The sequence below is a fragment of the Micromonospora sp. AKA38 genome (genome assembly GCF_027925725.1).
GTDB lineage: Bacteria > Actinomycetota > Actinomycetes > Mycobacteriales > Micromonosporaceae > Micromonospora.
The window spans coordinates 1-14,672 of sequence record NZ_BNEI01000008.1 but is presented as its reverse complement, the minus strand read 5'-3'; the positions used below and the strand labels follow the sequence as shown (position 1 = coordinate 14,672).

Sequence of the window (14,672 nt, the reverse complement as noted above, 5' to 3'; positions counted from 1 at the left end):
GGAGACCGACCAGAGCCAGACGGCGCTGGCGAGCGCGCCCAGCACGCCGATCGCCAGGACCCGGGGCAGGCTCACGTCGAAGTGCATGCCGAAGCCGGTGCCGCCCACGAACGCCGCCGTCGCCGCGGTGGCCGCCAGCATCGTGCTCGCCGCCGCGTCGTCCCGCCACGACCGCCGGGGATCGAGCGCGTAGTCGTCGGGCTGCGCGGCGGCGAACAGAGACCCGCCGAGCTCGATCGTGAGCCAGGCCGCCAGCCCGGTGAGCAGCCACCCGCCGATGCCGGGGAGGGCGGAGCCGAGCAGTGTCAGCGGCAGGATCAACCCGAACCCGAGGGGAAGGGTGACCAGCATCCGGCGTGGCACGAACATCGCTCGCCACCAGCGCCGGGGCACCCGTCTGGGCATCGGTTTCCGTTCCCGGATCACGATGAAGGTGGACAAGAAAGCCATGAGCAGACCCACTGGCAACCCGCTGGTGATCTCCCGCCCTTCGGCGAGCCGGTACGACAGGCCGAGCAGCAGGCTGATCGGGATCGCGGTCGTGTACCAGACCGCCAGGGCGAAAAGCAGCGCAGGGAGGGGAGGTGACGGACCCGTCGGCGGCATGTTCCACCACTTCAGGCCGTCGGCGCCGGTGCGACCGAGGTGATGGGCGAGGAAGCCGAGCGTCCGTTGGGCGGTGCGCAGCGAGTAACGCGACGGTGGCCGGTCCGGGCCGGAGGCGTACGCCGTGGCCAGCGCCCGGTCGAGCAGGTGGCGCTCGACCTGGCTGGCCTTGCGGAACCGTCGACGGTCCAGAAGTTCGTCCACCGGGTCGAGCGGCTCGTACGCGTCCCGGAGCAGGGTGAGCAGGAACGGGTTCTTGAGCGGGCCGGTGAGCGGGCCGGCCGGCCCCTGCCGGAGCCGGTCGGTGACCCTCTGCCAGGCCGGCGGCGGCGGATCGGCGAGCCGGCTCAGGAGGTAGTCGACCGCGACCTCCTCGTCGACGGGCCGCAGCTCGACGCCCGCCGCGCCGATCAGTGGATGCCGTCGGACGGCGCCGGTCAACTCGTCGATCCGACTGAGCAGCACCAGCCGGAGGTTGGCCTGTCGGCTCAGCTCCCGCAGGACGACGGGGCGCAGACCCTCGCCGATCTCGTCCAGGCCGTCGACGAGCACGGCGATCCGGTGGCCGGCGACGAGCCGTGCCGCGTCCTTGGCGGTGAGGCCGGGAACCTCGGCGATCCGGTCGGCGATCCAGGTCGCGAACGGCGTGGTGATCGCGTCCCAGCCGCGCGGGCTGACCAGGATCGGCACCGGCATGCGGGACCGGTGCTCCGGGCCGGCCTGCTCGCGCGCCGCCAGCGCGTCCCGGTACAGGAGGACGGCCGCGGTGCTCTTGCCGGCGCCGGGTGGACCGGCGATGATCAGCCGGCCGGAGGGCAGACCGGCGTAGAGCGCGTAGAGCTGCTTGTGCGTGCCCTCGGCCAGCTCCTGGCCGGTGACGCGTTCCGCCCCGGGGAGCGGCTCGAACGGGCCGGTCAGGGCGTGCCGCGCCGAGGCGCCGATCGGCGCGGAGGCGCGGTGCCAGGTGATCGGCAGGGGCGCGGTCAGGTCCCGTTCGACGACCTCCTGGCCGCTTCGTTTCCGCATCGCCGCCGCCAGGTCGTCGGCCAGGTCGTCGAGCGGTCGGGCCGACTTCCGCGGGAACCGCGCGGACAGCACCGCGGTCAGCGCGACGAGCACCCCGACGACGGACAGCACGAAGGGCGGGACACCGGTGGCGATGCTCCGCTCGATCACGTCCCACGGCCCGGCCGACGCCCACCCATGCATGGCCGCGATTATCGCAGGAAGCCTCTACGCCGTGCGGTCCCGCCGTCGCGGTGCGTCATCGTCGGACCGGCGGCGCGCGGCGGCGCCGGAAGGCGCTATCCGCCGGTGACCGCCGCGCGCAGCTCACCGAACGCGGCGCCGAGCGTCTCCGGCGTGAAGTGCGCGTTCAGCCCGCTCGGGTTGGGCAGCACCCAGAGCCGCGCCGGGCCGAGCGGCTCCGGTTGCGGCCCGAACCCGGCCTTCGGCCGGGCGAAACCGATCCGGTACGCGGTCACCCCGACCACCGCCACCCAGCGCGGTCGGTGGCGCTCGACCTTGTCGCGGAGCACGCGCGCGCCCTCGACCAGTTCCGCGGCGGTCAGCTCGTCGGCGCGCGCGCTGGCCCGGGCCACCATGTTCGTGATGCCCAACCCCAGCGCGGGCAGCTCGTCCTGCTCACTGGGGTGCCACAGGCGCGGGGTGAACCCGCCACGGTGCAGCGCCGGCCAGAACCGGTTGCCCGGGCGGGCGAAGTGCCAGCCGGTGGCCGCCGACCACAGGCCCGGGTTGATGCCGACGAAGAGCACGTCCAGACCGGGCCCGATCACGTCGGGCAGCAGCCGGTCGGCCGCCGCGGCGAGCTGCTCCCGGCTGGGTCGCGGGTGACGCCGGGCGGGCGCGGCGGGACCGGTCGCGGGTTCGGGTCGCCCGCCGGCGGGGCGGCGTCGGTCGTTCATCGACGTGTCGTCCCGGGACGCGGGCACGTCACCGCGCCGGCACTGGCCCGCGAGGTCGTCGACGTGCCGTCACAGGCCACGCAGCGCACCGCCGTCGACCGGCACGGTGACCCCGGTGACGTAGCTCGCGGCGGGGGAGAGCAGGAACGCGGCCACCCGGCCGAACTCGGCGGGCTCGGCGATGCGGCCCAGCGGGATCGCCGCCTCCACCGCGGCGCGGGCCCGGTCGGCGTCGCCGGAGGCGGCCAGCAGGTCCCGGTTGCGGTCGGTCATGATCCGGCCGGGCAGCAGGCTCACCACCCGTACGCCGCGCGGACCGTACTCGTCGGCCAGGTCCTTGGCCACCCCGGCCAGGCCCGGTCGGAGACCGTTGGAGAGGCCCAGCCCGGCCAGCGGCTCGCGCACCGAGGTGGACAGCACCAGGGCGATCGCGCCGCCGTCGGTGAGCGCGCCGGCCACCGTGCGGGCGAGCCGGACGCTGCCCAGGAAGACCGTTTCGAACGACTCCCGCCACTGCGCGTCGGTGACCTCGGCGGCGGTGCCCCCGGGCGGCCCGCCGACCGAGACCAGCGCGCCGTCGAGCCGGCCGAAGTGTTCGCGGGCCGCCGCCACGAGGCGGTCCGGAGTGCCGGGGTCGGCCAGGTCGGCGGTCAGCCCGATGGCCCGCGCCGGGCCGCCGAGCGCCTCGACGGCGGCAGCCACCCGTTCCGGGGCCCGCGCGGAGACCACCACCCGGGCGCCGTCCGCGACGAGCTGCCGGGCGGTGGCGAGACCGAGGCCGCCGGAGGCGCCGGTCAGCACGTACACCCGGTCGGCCAGTCCGAGATCCATGGGCCCGATCCTGCCGCATCGGGTGAGGACCTGTCAGCGCGGGGCGGGGCGCAGCAGGCGTACCCGGCCGGCGAACTGGACCACGACGGCGCCGCCGGTGCGGGCGAGCGCCGGGAGGCGGCGGCGTCGGGGCGTGCTGCGGCCGTCGTAGCGGTTCGCGGCCTCGCGCCCGGTCAGCTCGTCGGCGCCCAGCGGCGGCAGCGTGCCCCGGTCGCGCAGCTCGCGGGCCAGGTCCCAGCCGTCGCGCAGCGAGCCGTTGGTGGGGCGGCCGGCCGCCCAGTCGACGAAGACCGCCGGCCAGTCGGCGCCGAGGCCGGCGGCGAGCAGCGGCCAGTGCCGCGCCACGTCGCCGGCGCGCTTGCGCAGCAGCGCCCGACGGGCGGCCTCGACCGGCGCGGCGGCGAAGCCGGGCGGCAGCGGTCCACCCGCGACCAGCGTCGCCACCAGCTCGGCCTGCCGGGCCGCCAGGTCGCCGCTCACGTGACCACCGGGTACCCGGACGCGGCGGCGAGCGCGTCCAGCTCGCCGCGCAGTTCGGCGGCGGGCGGGTAGTGGCCGTCGCGTTCCAGCAGCAGCGCCGGCGGGCGGCGCCGGGCGCACAGCTCCCGGACCAGGTCGAGCACCTCGGCGGGCACCGGATCGGTGTGCGTGTCGTGGTAGAAGCCGCCGGCCTCGGCCCCGCCGGCCACGTGCACGTAGGCGATCCGCTCCAGCGGCAGCCGGTCCAGCAGCGCGGCCGGGTCGCCGCCCCGGTTGCGCGCGTTGGCGTGCACGTTGGCGACGTCGAGCAGCAGCAGCGCGTCGGTCGCGTCGAGGATCTCGGTGAGGAAGTCGGCCTCGTCCAGCTCGTCGTCGGGCCAGTCGAAGAGCGCGGCGATCGGTTCCAGCGCCAGCGGCACCGGCAGCTCCGCCCGCGCCCGCCGGACGTTGGCCACCACCGCGGCCACCGCCTCCCGGCTGCGGGGCAACGGCAGCAGGTGGCCGGCCTCCAGGCCACCGGCCCGCACGAACGCGATGTGCTCGCTGACCAGCGGCGCCTCCAGCGCCGTGGCCACCGCGGCCAGGTGCGCCACCCGGGCCGGGTCGACCGGTTCCGCGCCGCCGAGCGAGAGACGCACCCCGTGGGGTACGACGGTGACGTCGCGGGCGCGCAGCTCGGTCAGGCCGTCGGGCAGCGGCCCGGCCGGCGCGACCGCCTCGGCGACCACCTCGACGAAGCGCAGTCCTGGCAGGTCGGCCACGAAGCCGGCGATCTCGGGCCGCCAGCCGATGCCGACGCCGGAGGGGTCGCTCATCCGCCGCACCCGCCGCCGCCCCCGCAGCCGCCACCCCCGCCGCAGGAGCTGCCGCCGCCGCACGAGGAGGAACCGCCGGAGCAGGAGGAGGAACCGCCGCACGAGCTGCCGGAGCTGCCCGCCGTACCCATCGCCTGGCGCTGGATCTCGGCCTGCTCCGCGAAGCCCGGGTCCATGGTCCAGAGCGTGGCGGTGCCGAACAGCGCCACCGCCATGGCGGTGGCCGACGGGCCGTACGTGGCGTACGCCGGCGCGGCGGCGGGACGCAGCGCGGTGTGCCGGCGGCGCAGGTCGCGCAGCGCGGCGGTGGCCGCCCGGGTGCGCCACGGCACGCGGTTGAGCAGCAGGAACGCGACGATGAGCGGGACCAGGGTGAGGAGCAGGAAGCCGGCGGGCCGGCCGTTGGTCAGCCCGAAGAAGGCACGCGCCACGCCGAGCACCAGCAGCAGGCCGAGCAGGGTGGACCCGCGTCGCAGCGTGCGGCGCCGCTCCGGGTCCAGCGCCAGGCCGCGGCGGACCAGGCCGTCGCGCAGTTCGTCGAGGGCGCGCCGGACCCACTCGTCGCGGGGCAGCTCCCGGGCGCGCAGGCCCTGGCTGGCCGCGTGGTGGACGGCCTGGTCCAGCGGGGTGAGGCCGGCCGGCAGCGGCCCGCCGGTGGCCAGCCGCCGGTCCGGATGCACGCCCACCGCGCCGGCCCGGCGCAGGCCGCCGAGCGCGGTCCAGACCGCGAGTTGGTCGCCCCCGTTGAGGTACGCGACCTGCTGCGGGCCGAGCGAGCCGTGGTCCGGGACCGGGGTGCCGGCCAGCGCGCGGAACCGGTACACCGCCGTGCCGACGACCAGGACGACGGCCGCGACGAGATACCAGCGCAGGAAGACGGGGCCGGGGATGCCCCAGGTGTCGGCCGCGAGGACGGTCATGCTGTGCTCCTGTCGCGAGGGGGTCGCGGCTCATTGTGGAGCAGGTACGCCAGTGTCGATCTCCGCGGGGCGGCCAGTTACCGGACCGAGACGTCAGTGCCGGCGGACGGCCTCCTCGACCAGGTCCAGCACGCGGGTCAGGTCGCCGGCGGGCCGGCCCATCGCCAGGTGCAGCACCAGCCCGTCGTAGGCCAGCTCCAGGAACTGGGCCAGTACGTCGATCGGCACGTCGTCGCGGAGCACGCCGGCCTCGCGCTGGCGGAGCAGCCGTTCCCGGGTCGCCGCGGCGATGGCCGCCGAGCGCTCGGACCAGCGCTTGGCGAACGCCGGGTCGGTCCGCAGCCGGCGGGAGACCTCGAGCTGGCTGCCGAGCCAGCCGGTGGTGTCCGGGGAGACCGCCCGGGCGAGCAGGTCCCGCATCACCTGGACCAGGCCGTTGCGGGCCACGGTCTCCACCATGGCGGCGGCGTCGTCCTCGGCCACGGCGAGGAAGAGTGAGTCCTTGTCCCGGAAGTGGTGGAAGATCGCGCCTCGGGAGAGACCGGTGGCCTCCTCCAGCCGCCGCACGGTGGCGCCCTCGTAGCCGTGCCGGGCGAAACACGCCCGCGCCGCGGCGAGGATCTCCTGCCGGCGCGCGTCGAGCTGGTCCTGACTTACTCTGGGCACGGTGCGATCGTCGCAGGTGGCGGGGGCCGACGCAAACCGTACGTACGGCTTGCGAGGCGGGTTGGCTACCATCCGGTGATGACCCCGCTGACCGTCGCCGCCGTGCAGGCGCAACCGGTGCCCGGTGACGTCGCCGGAAACGCGCGAGCCGCCGCCCGCCTGGTCGGCCGGGCCGCCGGGGCCCGCGTCGTGGTGCTGCCCGAGCTGTTCCTGCCCGCGTACCATCCGCCGACGCTGGGCGCGGACCCGTCCGGGACGGACGTGACCGCCGACCCGGACGGGCGGGTCGACGACGCCCGGCTGGACCCGCTGCGCGCCGCCGCCCGGGACGGCGGGGCCGCCGTGGTGATCGGCGCGGCGGTCCGCCACCCGGACCGGCGGCGCACCATCTCGTCGCTGGTGGTGGACCCGACCGGCACGGTCACCGCGGCGTACGACAAGCAGCAGCTCTGGAGCGGCGAACGCGAGCTGTTCGACGCCGGCCGGCGCGGCGCCACGCTGGTGGTCGACACGTGGCGGTTCGGCCTCGGCATCTGCTACGACGGCTGTTTCCCGGAGCACGGCCGGGCCGCGGCGGGCGACGGCGCGCACGGCTACCTCTGCCCCAGCGGCTACCTGGCCGGCTCGGCGCACCGTCGGGACCTCTACTACGCGGCCCGCGCGCTGGACAACACCATGTTCGTGGTCTTCGCCAACGCGGTCGGCGGCGTGGCGCCCTGGCGGTTCAACGGTGGCGCGGCGGTCTACGACCCGGAGGGCCGGGCGCTGGCCCGGGGCGCGGACACCGGGGAGGACGTGCTGGTGGCGACGCTGGACCCGGCGGTCCTGGCGGACACCCGCGCGGCGCACACCATGCTGCTCGACCGGCTGCCCGACGCCGGGGCCGCCCGCGCGACGCTCGTCGCCTGACCGCGGCCGGACCTCCGGCCCTGCCGGTGCCCAGCGCGTTCCCGTAGGGTGCTCAGGTGCCGTTGCTCCTGCTTGCTCTGGACGACACCCTGCTGGACCGCGACGGGCCGTTCCGCGCCTGGGGAGCACGCTTCCTGGAGAGCATCGGCGCGCCGCCCGTCGACCTCGACTGGCTGGTCTCCGTCGACGCGGACGGGCTGACCAACCGGTGGGACGTGGCCGACGCCATCCGGGACCGCTACGGGCTGCGCATCCCGTCGATCGACCTGGTCGAGGAGCTGCACGACGGCGTGGTGGCGCACATGCGGCTGGACCCGCTGGTGGCCTGCGCGCTGCGGATCGCCGCCGACGCGGGCTGGGTGCCGGTGGTGGTCACCAACGGCGCGGAACGCCAGCAGGACACCAAGATCCGCAGGACCGGCCTGGACCGGTACGTCGCCGACTGGGTGATCTCCGAGGAGGCCGGGGTCAGCAAACCCAACCCCCGGATCTTCGCGCTCGCCGCCCAGCGGGCCCGGTTGCCGCTGCGCGGCGCGTGGGTGATCGGCGACAGCCCGGAGGCGGACATCGGCGGCGCGACCGCGGTGGGCCTGCCCAGCGTCTGGCTGCACCGGGGGCGGCGTTGGTCGGATCCCCGCTTCGCGCCGACCCGGGTGGAGGACGGGCTGATCCCGGCCGTGGCCGCCGTGCTGGCGGGCTGAGCGGGGAAAATCGGTTGCCCCGCCCGGACCGGCCCACGAGCATGGTGCCGCGCGAGGGCGCAACCGGGTCGCCCGGTCGAGGAGAGGAGGTCGGTCATGGCCGTCTTTGCAGGGTCGTTCCGCCTGCCTCCACCAGACTCGACCGAAGGACAGATCCACCAGTGCGCGATCACGACTTCCCGGCGCAGCCGCGCCGTGGCCGCGGCAAGAGCCGCTTCGACGACGACGAACCCGATTTCCTGAAGCGGGGCCGGCCGGCCCCGACCCTCGCCGACCCGGACGCCGAGCCCGACGCGGAGGACCGCTGGTCCTCCTGGGACCAGGCCGTCCACGGCCCGGAGCCGCACCCGGCCTGGCTGGTGACCGAGCTGGCCGCCCGGGACACCGAGCTGGGGATGCTCAAGACCGGCAAGGAGGCGGACGTCCACCTGGTCCGCCGCGCGGTGCCGGACACCGACCGGGGCTGCCTGCTGGCGGTCAAGCGCTACCGGGACGCCCAGCACCGGCTCTTCCACCGCGACGCCGGCTACCTGGAGGGCCGCCGGGTACGCCGGTCGCGGGAGATGCGGGCGATGGCCGGGCGCACCGCGTTCGGCCGGCAGATGATCGCCGGGCAGTGGGCGGCGGCCGAGTTCGCCGCGCTGTCCCGGCTGTGGGAGATCGGCGCCGCTTCCGGGCGGATCGCCGTGCCCTACCCGGTGCAACTGCTCGGCACCGAGCTGATGCTGGAGTTCGTGGGCGACGCCGGGGCGGGCGAGGCCGCGCCCCGGCTGGCCCAGGTCCGACCGGACGACGACGAGCTGCGCGACCTGTGGGAGCAGTTGGTCGACGCCCTGGTGGTGCTGGCGCGGGCCGGGTACGCCCACGGCGACCTGTCCCCGTACAACCTCCTGGTGCACGCCGGCCGGCTGGTCCTGATCGACCTGCCGCAGGTGGTGGACGTGGTGGCCAACCCGCAGGGGGCCGAGTTCCTGGCCCGCGACGTGCGCGTGGTGGCCGCCTGGTTCACCGCCCGGGGGCTGCCCGCCGCCGACACCGATCCGGTGGCGCTGACCGAGGTGCTGCTGCGGGAGGCGGGGATCCGCTGAACCGGGAGCGTCCCGGGCGGGATCCGTCCCGCCCGGGACGTCGGCTCGGCGGTACCGCTGCGGGCGGCGGTGCCGTCCGCAGCGCGGGTCACTGGAGGTAGCGCTCGACCTCCGGCACCGGGCGCTCACCCTGGGCGTCCGGGTCGCCGTGTGCCTGCCGGGCCGCCCGGCGACGGCGGAGCAGGTCCCAGCACTGGTCCAGGGACTCCTCCAGGTGTCGGAGCCGCTCGCGGGCCTCGTCGTCGGTGCCGGCCTCGTGCTGCTGTGCGCCGGCGCGCAGCCGGTGCTCCTCGTCCACGAGTTCGGAGATCCGGCTCAGGATGGTCTTGTCGTCCATGCCCGAAGCTTGGCACAGCGGACGCGCCCGCGCCCGCGTTCCCGCGCCGGAGAGGCAGGTGTCAAGCGGGGCTCCGACCTATACCGAAAGCGTTGAGCGGGGGCCCGGCCTTACCGCAAACCTTTCGGCGTGACGCATATCCCACCGGCTCCATTCTCGACAAAGAGATTGTTGTTAAGTGAAATATCCTCGTTGCCGTCTTTTGCTTCAACGTCCAGGATGGCATGCTCGCGAGCAACGTTCACGGGTCGAGACGGGGTAGCGACCCTCAGCAACCCGAGGGAGCGTTCAGGTGGTCGATTCGTCCGGCCTGTCCCGGCCCACCGGCCGGCCTCGTGTCGTGCCGCTGCGGCAGATCCTGCCCGCCGTCCTGCGGGACCCGGCCCGCGCGCTGATCGACCTGGGCAACCGCACCGGTGGCGACCTGGTCCGGCTCAACCTCGGCTCGTTCCGCCCGTACCTGGTCACCCATCCCCGGCACGTGCAGCACGTGCTGCGCGACCGGGCGGACAACTACGAACGGGCTGGCGACGGGCTGTTCTGGCGCCCGGTCAAGCGGCTGTTCGGCGAGGGCATCCTCGGCGAGGGGCAGGTCTGGTCCGCGAGCCGGCGGATGTTGCAGCCGATGTTCACCGCCAAACGGGTGGAGGCGCTCATCGACGGCATGGCCGAAGCCATCTCCGACGCCGTCGACGAGCTGGACGAGCCGTACCGCGCCGGGCGGCCGGTCGACATCGGCCTCGAGCAGGCCCGCATCGTCAGCCGGGCGATCATGAAGGTGCTCTTCGCCGACCGCATCTCGGTGCCGGACGCGATGCGCGTGATCGACGCCCAGGACCGCATCGCCACCGCGGTCATCCCCCGCATCGTCGTGCCGTTCGCGCCGCTGTCGCTGCCGATGCCGGGCGACCGGGCGTTCCGCCGTGCGGTGCGCGTGGTGGACGACGTGCTGGTGCCGATCGTCCGGCAGACCCGCGACGACGCCGACTCCGGCGACGACATCATCTCCACGCTGTGGCGGGCCCGCACCGACGACGGCCGGCGGCTCGACGAGCGGCAGGTCCGCAACGACACCGTGGCCATGTTCGCCGCCACCACCGAGACCACCATCAACGTGCTCACCTGGGCCTGGCCGCACCTGCACCAGCACCCCGAGGTCGCCGAGCGGCTCTACGCGGAGATCGACGACGTGGTCGGTGACGGCCCGGTACGCCGCGAGCACCTGGACCACCTCACCTACACCAGGATGGTGCTGGACGAGCTGCTGCGGCTCTACCCGATCGGCTGGATCATCCCGCGCCGCGCGGTCGCCGACGACGTCATCGACGGCGTGCCGATCGAGGCCGGCGCCACCATGGCGGTCAGCCCGCTGATCACCCAGCGGATGCGGCAGTTCTGGGACCGGCCGGACGAGTTCGACCCGGAGCGGTTCCGGCCGGAGCGGGTCCGCGACCGCCACCGGTACGCCCACTTCCCGTTCGGCGGCGGCCCGCACCAGTGCCTCGGCATGTACCTGTTCTATCTGGAGGCCCAGCTCATCCTCGCCACGATGCTCAGCCGCTACCGCTTCCGGCTGCGTCGCACCGACGTGCCCTGGTTGCGCCTGGCGGCGGCGCTGCGGCCCCGCGAGCGGGTCGAGCTGACGTTGCTCGCGGCCGGCCGGGCGGAGCCGGCGTGACCGGCGGACCGACGCTGGATCCGATCACCGCCGCGGCGGAACAGGGCCGGATCTGCGCGCTCGTCGCGCACGGCCAGCGTGGCCTGCGGCGGGTGGCCGCCGCGCACCCCGCCCTGTTTCCCGACGACCCGTTCGACGCGACGCTGTTCGGCAGCATCGCCTCGGCGATGGCGTTCAGCGCGCCCTGGCACACCGCCGCCGAGCTGGCGGTCACCAACCGCGCGGTGTTGTGGGGCTTCGCCGTCGACTGGCTGGTCGACCAGCGGGCGACCAGCCGCGCCGAGGTGGACCGGATCGCCCGGACCTGCCTGGACGTGCTGGACGGCGCGTCGACGACCGACCCGCTCGGCCGGTTCCTCGCCGAACTGCGCGACGACGTCGCCACCGCGCCCGGCTACGCCGCGCTGCGCGGACGCTGGCGCACCACCATGGAACGCACGTTGGACGCGATGGCCCGCGAGTGGACGTGGCGGCGCACCGGCCGGCCCACGCTCGCCGAGTACCTGGCCAACGCGGACAATCTCGCCGCCACGGTGGTCAACGTGGCGCACTGGATCCACACCGGATCGGTCGCCGACGCCGCCGCGCTGGACCGGCTCATCGAGGTCGGCGACGAGGTGCAGCGGGCGCTGCGCCTCGTCAACGACCTCGGCACGCACCGCCGGGACGCGGAGTCGGGCGACCTCAACGCGTTGCTGCTGGTGGACGACCCGGCGGAGGTCGAGCGGCGGTTCGCCGAGCAGGTCGACCACTGCCGGGTGCTGCTGGCGAAGCTGGCCGACGAGGCGCCCCGGGAGGCCGACTTCCTGGCCCGCCAGCTCGGGTTCACCACCGGGTTCTACCGGCACACCGACTTCTGGGGCGTGCGGTGAGCCTCACCGCCCAGCCGGCCACCCGGAGCGGGCCCGCGCGGGAACTCGTCGACGCGCTCGCCGACGACCCGACGGGGCAGACCTCGCCGTCGATCTACGAGACCGGCCGGCTGGCCGCGCTGGCACCCTGGCTGCCCGGCCACGACACCCGGTTGGCCTGGCTGCTCGACCGGCAGCGCCCGGACGGCGGGTGGGGCGGGCCCGGCGGCTACGCGCTGGTGCCGACGCTGAGCGCCGTCGAGGCGCTGCTGACCGAACTGCACCGGACCGGGCCGGCCACGGCGCCGACCACCGCCGCGCACCGCGGCCTGGCGTTCCTGGCCGCCGCGCTGCCCGGCGACACCCCGCCCGACCTGCCGGCCACCGACCTGATCGTGCCGGCGCTGCTGACCGCCGTGGACCGGCGTCTCACCGGCCCGGCGGGCCCACCGCCCGGGCTGGCCGGGTGGGCGGACCGGCCCCGCCTGCCCCTGCCGGCCGGTCTCGACCCGGCCCGGCTGACCCGGGTACGCGGACTGCTGGCCACCGGCCGGCCGGTCCCGGCGAAGCTGGCGCACGCGCTGGAGGTGACCGGCGAGCTGGCCCCCGGGGCGGCCGGTGTCCGCCCCTCGGCGAGCGGCTCGGTGGGCGCCTCCCCGGCCGCCACGGCCGCCTGGCTCGGCCGGCCCGAGCCCGGCCCCGCCCTGGACTACCTGCGCGGGGTCGGCCGGCCCGGGCCGGTGCCCTGCGCCAGCCCGATCACCGTCTTCGAACGGGCCTGGGCGCTCGCCGCCCTGATCCGGGCCGGCGTCCCGCTGCGGGTGCCGGAGCCGGTGCTGGCCGAGTTGGGCGCCGCCGTCGGCGCGTCCGGCGCGGCCACCGCGCCCGGGTTGCCGGCCGACGCCGACACCACCTCCGTGGTGCTCTACGTGCTGGCCCGACTGGGCCGGCCGCTCGGTGTCGCCCCGCTCGCCGGGTACGACACCGGACGGCACTTCTGCACCTGGCCGGGGGAGGACGGCGCCTCGCTGACCACCAACGCGCACGTGCTCGACGCGCTCGGCGAGCACCCGACCCGGCCCGGCGTGACGGCGGCCCGCCGCCGGGTCGCCGACTGGCTCATCGAGCGGCAGGAGCCGGACGGGCGGTGGGAGGACCGCTGGCACGCCTCGGCGTACTACGCGACGTACGCGGTGCTGCTCGCGCTGGCCGACCACGCGCCCGACGGGGCGGCCCGGACCGCCGTCGAGCGGGGCGTCTGCTGGCTGCTGGACACCCAGCGGGCGGACGGATCGTGGGGGCGCTGGCAGGGGACCGCCGAGGAGACCGCGTACGCGGTGCTCGCGCTGACCGGCGCGGGCCGCGCCGGGGACCCCCGGATCGCCGCGGCGCTGGCCCGGGGCCGGGCCCGACTGTCCGAGCTGGACGGATGCGATGGCGGTCCGGCACTCTGGCACGACAAGGACCTCTACCGCCCGACGCGGATCGTGCGCGCGGCGGTACTGGCCGCGTCGGGGCGTGCCGGCTGGGCGTCGCCGCGTCCGGCACCCACCATGATCAGGATCGCTTGAATGGAGTTCACGACGGCTGCTAGCGTGCGCCGGAGTCGATCGGATTCCGGACCGACCGAAGACCGGGCCAGGACGGTGTGATGGGTTCCCGCAGTACGAATCTCCGTACGAAGATCATCGCGCTGCTGGCGTCGCTGACCGCGCTCTGGGCGTTCGCGGCCTGGGTGACCGTACGGGACGGGTTCAACCTGCTCGGCGTGCAGGCGCTCAACGCGCGGGTCTTCGAGCCGAGCGACCCGCTGCTGCTGGAGCTTCAGAACGAGCGCCGACTCTCGCTGCGCTACCTGGGTGAGTCCGACCCCGGGCAGTTGCAGGAGCTCCAGGCCCAGCGTGGACGCACCGACAGCGCGGCCACCGCGCTCTGGACCTCGGTCCAGGACTGGCGCACCGAGGTCCCGGCCAGCGACGAGCTGGAGCAGCGGCTGGCCGAGCTGAAGGCCGAACTCGGCCAGCTCGTCCAGGTCCGCGACGAGGTGGGCCGCAAGACCATCGACCGGACCGCGACGCTCGCCGCCTACGACGAGGCGGTGGACGGCATCTTCGCCGTCTTCGACGCGCTCGGCGGTCTCGACGACGACCAGATCGCCCGGGACACCGCGGCGCTGATCGACCTGAACCGCTCCCGTGAGCTGCTGTCCCAACAGGACGCGCTGCTCACCGGCGCGGTCTCGGCCAACCGGCTGACCGTCGCCGAGCAGACCGCCTTCGCCCGGCTGGTCGGCGCCCAGTGGTTCCTCGCGGACCGGACCGCCCGGGAACTCGCCCCGACCGACCGGTCCCGCTACCAGCAGATGGTCGAGGGGGAGGCGTTCGGGCAGCTACGCACGCTCCAGGACCGGGTGCTCGCGGCCAAGGGCGAGGACGTCCGCCCGCCGGTCACCGCCGCGGCCTGGCGGGCCGCCGCCGACCGGGCGATGGCCGACCTGCGCGGCGTGATCCTCGCCGGCGGCGAGGACATCGTGTCCCGGGCCACCCCGGTCGCCATCGGCGTCATCGTCCGGCTGGTGCTCGCCGCCGGTCTCGGCCTGATCGCCGTCGTCGCGTCCGTCATCGTCTCGATCACCACGGCCCGCGCGCTGGTCCGGCAGCTCGAACGGCTGCGCGAGGCCGCCTTCCGGCTGGCCAACGAGCGGCTGCCCAGCGTGGTGGAGCGGCTGGGACACGGCGAGGAGGTGGACGTCGCCCGGGAGGCGCCGCCGTTGCAGTTCGGCGACGACGAGATCGGCCAGGTCGGCAAGGCGTTCAACGCCGTGCAGGAGACCGCCGTCCGCACCGCCGTCGAGCAGGCCGAGCT

Annotated in this window: 15 protein-coding genes; 7 read left to right on the top strand and 8 right to left on the bottom strand. The window is 75.4% G+C overall.

What is annotated here, in order from left to right; translation table 11 throughout:
* From TPA0908_RS30415 to TPA0908_RS30385, 7 genes are all read right to left on the bottom strand, one after another.
* Positions 1–1,815, bottom strand: a 1,815-nt coding sequence (locus TPA0908_RS30415; RefSeq protein ID WP_281943838.1) for a hypothetical protein, incomplete at its 3' end; no start/stop codon positions are given.
* Positions 1,816–1,910: 95 nt separating this feature from the next.
* On the bottom strand, positions 1,911–2,531 hold the full coding sequence (gene mug / locus TPA0908_RS30410) for a G/U mismatch-specific DNA glycosylase (RefSeq protein ID WP_281943837.1): 621 nt from the start codon (positions 2,529–2,531) through the stop codon (positions 1,911–1,913).
* 69 nt (positions 2,532–2,600) lie between these two features.
* Positions 2,601–3,362 carry an SDR family oxidoreductase gene (locus TPA0908_RS30405; protein WP_281943836.1) on the bottom strand — a complete coding sequence of 254 codons (762 nt, stop codon included), beginning with the start codon at positions 3,360–3,362 and terminating at the stop codon, positions 2,601–2,603.
* A gap of 33 nt (positions 3,363–3,395) precedes the next feature.
* On the bottom strand, positions 3,396–3,842 hold the full coding sequence (locus TPA0908_RS30400; RefSeq protein WP_281943835.1) for a hypothetical protein: 447 nt from the start codon (positions 3,840–3,842) through the stop codon (positions 3,396–3,398).
* Positions 3,839–4,657, bottom strand: coding sequence for a multinuclear nonheme iron-dependent oxidase (locus tag TPA0908_RS30395; RefSeq protein ID WP_281943834.1), 819 nt, complete (start codon positions 4,655–4,657; stop codon positions 3,839–3,841). The genes TPA0908_RS30400 and TPA0908_RS30395 overlap by 4 nt, the downstream gene beginning before the upstream one ends.
* Positions 4,654–5,577 carry a TIGR04222 domain-containing membrane protein gene (locus TPA0908_RS30390; protein ID WP_281943833.1) on the bottom strand — a complete coding sequence of 308 codons (924 nt, stop codon included), beginning with the start codon at positions 5,575–5,577 and terminating at the stop codon, positions 4,654–4,656. The genes TPA0908_RS30395 and TPA0908_RS30390 overlap by 4 nt, the downstream gene beginning before the upstream one ends.
* A gap of 93 nt (positions 5,578–5,670) precedes the next feature.
* Complete coding sequence (locus tag TPA0908_RS30385) at positions 5,671–6,243, bottom strand: TetR/AcrR family transcriptional regulator (RefSeq protein WP_281943832.1); 573 nt, start codon at positions 6,241–6,243, stop codon at positions 5,671–5,673.
* A gap of 78 nt (positions 6,244–6,321) precedes the next feature.
* Here TPA0908_RS30385 and TPA0908_RS30380 point away from each other — a divergent pair, with 78 nt between their 5' ends.
* From TPA0908_RS30380 to TPA0908_RS30370, 3 genes are all read left to right on the top strand, one after another.
* Positions 6,322–7,152 carry a carbon-nitrogen hydrolase family protein gene (locus TPA0908_RS30380; protein ID WP_281943831.1) on the top strand — a complete coding sequence of 277 codons (831 nt, stop codon included), beginning with the start codon at positions 6,322–6,324 and terminating at the stop codon, positions 7,150–7,152.
* A 56-nt stretch (positions 7,153–7,208) separates the two neighbouring features.
* Complete coding sequence (locus TPA0908_RS30375; protein WP_281938646.1) at positions 7,209–7,853, top strand: HAD family hydrolase; 645 nt, start codon at positions 7,209–7,211, stop codon at positions 7,851–7,853.
* Between the two features lie 161 nt (positions 7,854–8,014).
* Positions 8,015–8,941, top strand: coding sequence for a serine protein kinase RIO (locus tag TPA0908_RS30370; protein ID WP_107162523.1), 927 nt, complete (start codon positions 8,015–8,017; stop codon positions 8,939–8,941).
* An 88-nt stretch (positions 8,942–9,029) separates the two neighbouring features.
* Here TPA0908_RS30370 and TPA0908_RS30365 read toward each other — a convergent pair whose 3' ends face one another.
* Positions 9,030–9,278 carry a DUF2630 family protein gene (locus tag TPA0908_RS30365; RefSeq protein WP_107162524.1) on the bottom strand — a complete coding sequence of 83 codons (249 nt, stop codon included), beginning with the start codon at positions 9,276–9,278 and terminating at the stop codon, positions 9,030–9,032.
* Between the two features lie 340 nt (positions 9,279–9,618).
* On the opposite strand from TPA0908_RS30365, the gene TPA0908_RS30360 reads away from it, so the two are divergent.
* The 4 genes from TPA0908_RS30360 to TPA0908_RS30345 all read left to right on the top strand — a co-directional run.
* Positions 9,619–10,956, top strand: a complete 1,338-nt coding sequence (locus tag TPA0908_RS30360) for a cytochrome P450 (RefSeq protein ID WP_281939317.1) — start codon at positions 9,619–9,621, stop codon at positions 10,954–10,956.
* On the top strand, positions 10,953–11,828 hold the full coding sequence (locus TPA0908_RS30355) for a terpene synthase family protein (RefSeq protein ID WP_281938649.1): 876 nt from the start codon (positions 10,953–10,955) through the stop codon (positions 11,826–11,828). Before TPA0908_RS30360 ends, TPA0908_RS30355 begins: the two co-directional genes overlap by 4 nt.
* Positions 11,825–13,378 (top strand): prenyltransferase/squalene oxidase repeat-containing protein, encoded by a 1,554-nt coding sequence (locus TPA0908_RS30350; protein ID WP_281938651.1) that lies wholly within the window; start codon positions 11,825–11,827, stop codon positions 13,376–13,378. The genes TPA0908_RS30355 and TPA0908_RS30350 overlap by 4 nt, the downstream gene beginning before the upstream one ends.
* An 80-nt stretch (positions 13,379–13,458) precedes the next feature.
* On the top strand, positions 13,459–14,672 hold a 1,214-nt coding region (locus tag TPA0908_RS30345), incomplete at its 3' end, for a nitrate- and nitrite sensing domain-containing protein (protein ID WP_281943829.1).

What these genes read in the sequence shown, in the direction of transcription:
- mug (WP_281943837.1), bottom strand. Translation starts at nt 2,531, where the DNA reads ATGAACGACCGACGCCGCCCCGCCGGCGGGCGACCCGAACCCGCGACC.
- TPA0908_RS30405 (WP_281943836.1), bottom strand. Translation starts at nt 3,362, where the DNA reads ATGGATCTCGGACTGGCCGACCGGGTGTACGTGCTGACCGGCGCCTCC.
- TPA0908_RS30395 (WP_281943834.1), bottom strand. Translation starts at nt 4,657, where the DNA reads ATGAGCGACCCCTCCGGCGTCGGCATCGGCTGGCGGCCCGAGATCGCC.
- TPA0908_RS30390 (WP_281943833.1), bottom strand. Translation starts at nt 5,577, where the DNA reads ATGACCGTCCTCGCGGCCGACACCTGGGGCATCCCCGGCCCCGTCTTC.
- TPA0908_RS30380 (WP_281943831.1), top strand. Translation starts at nt 6,322, where the DNA reads ATGACCCCGCTGACCGTCGCCGCCGTGCAGGCGCAACCGGTGCCCGGT.
- TPA0908_RS30365 (WP_107162524.1), bottom strand. Translation starts at nt 9,278, where the DNA reads ATGGACGACAAGACCATCCTGAGCCGGATCTCCGAACTCGTGGACGAG.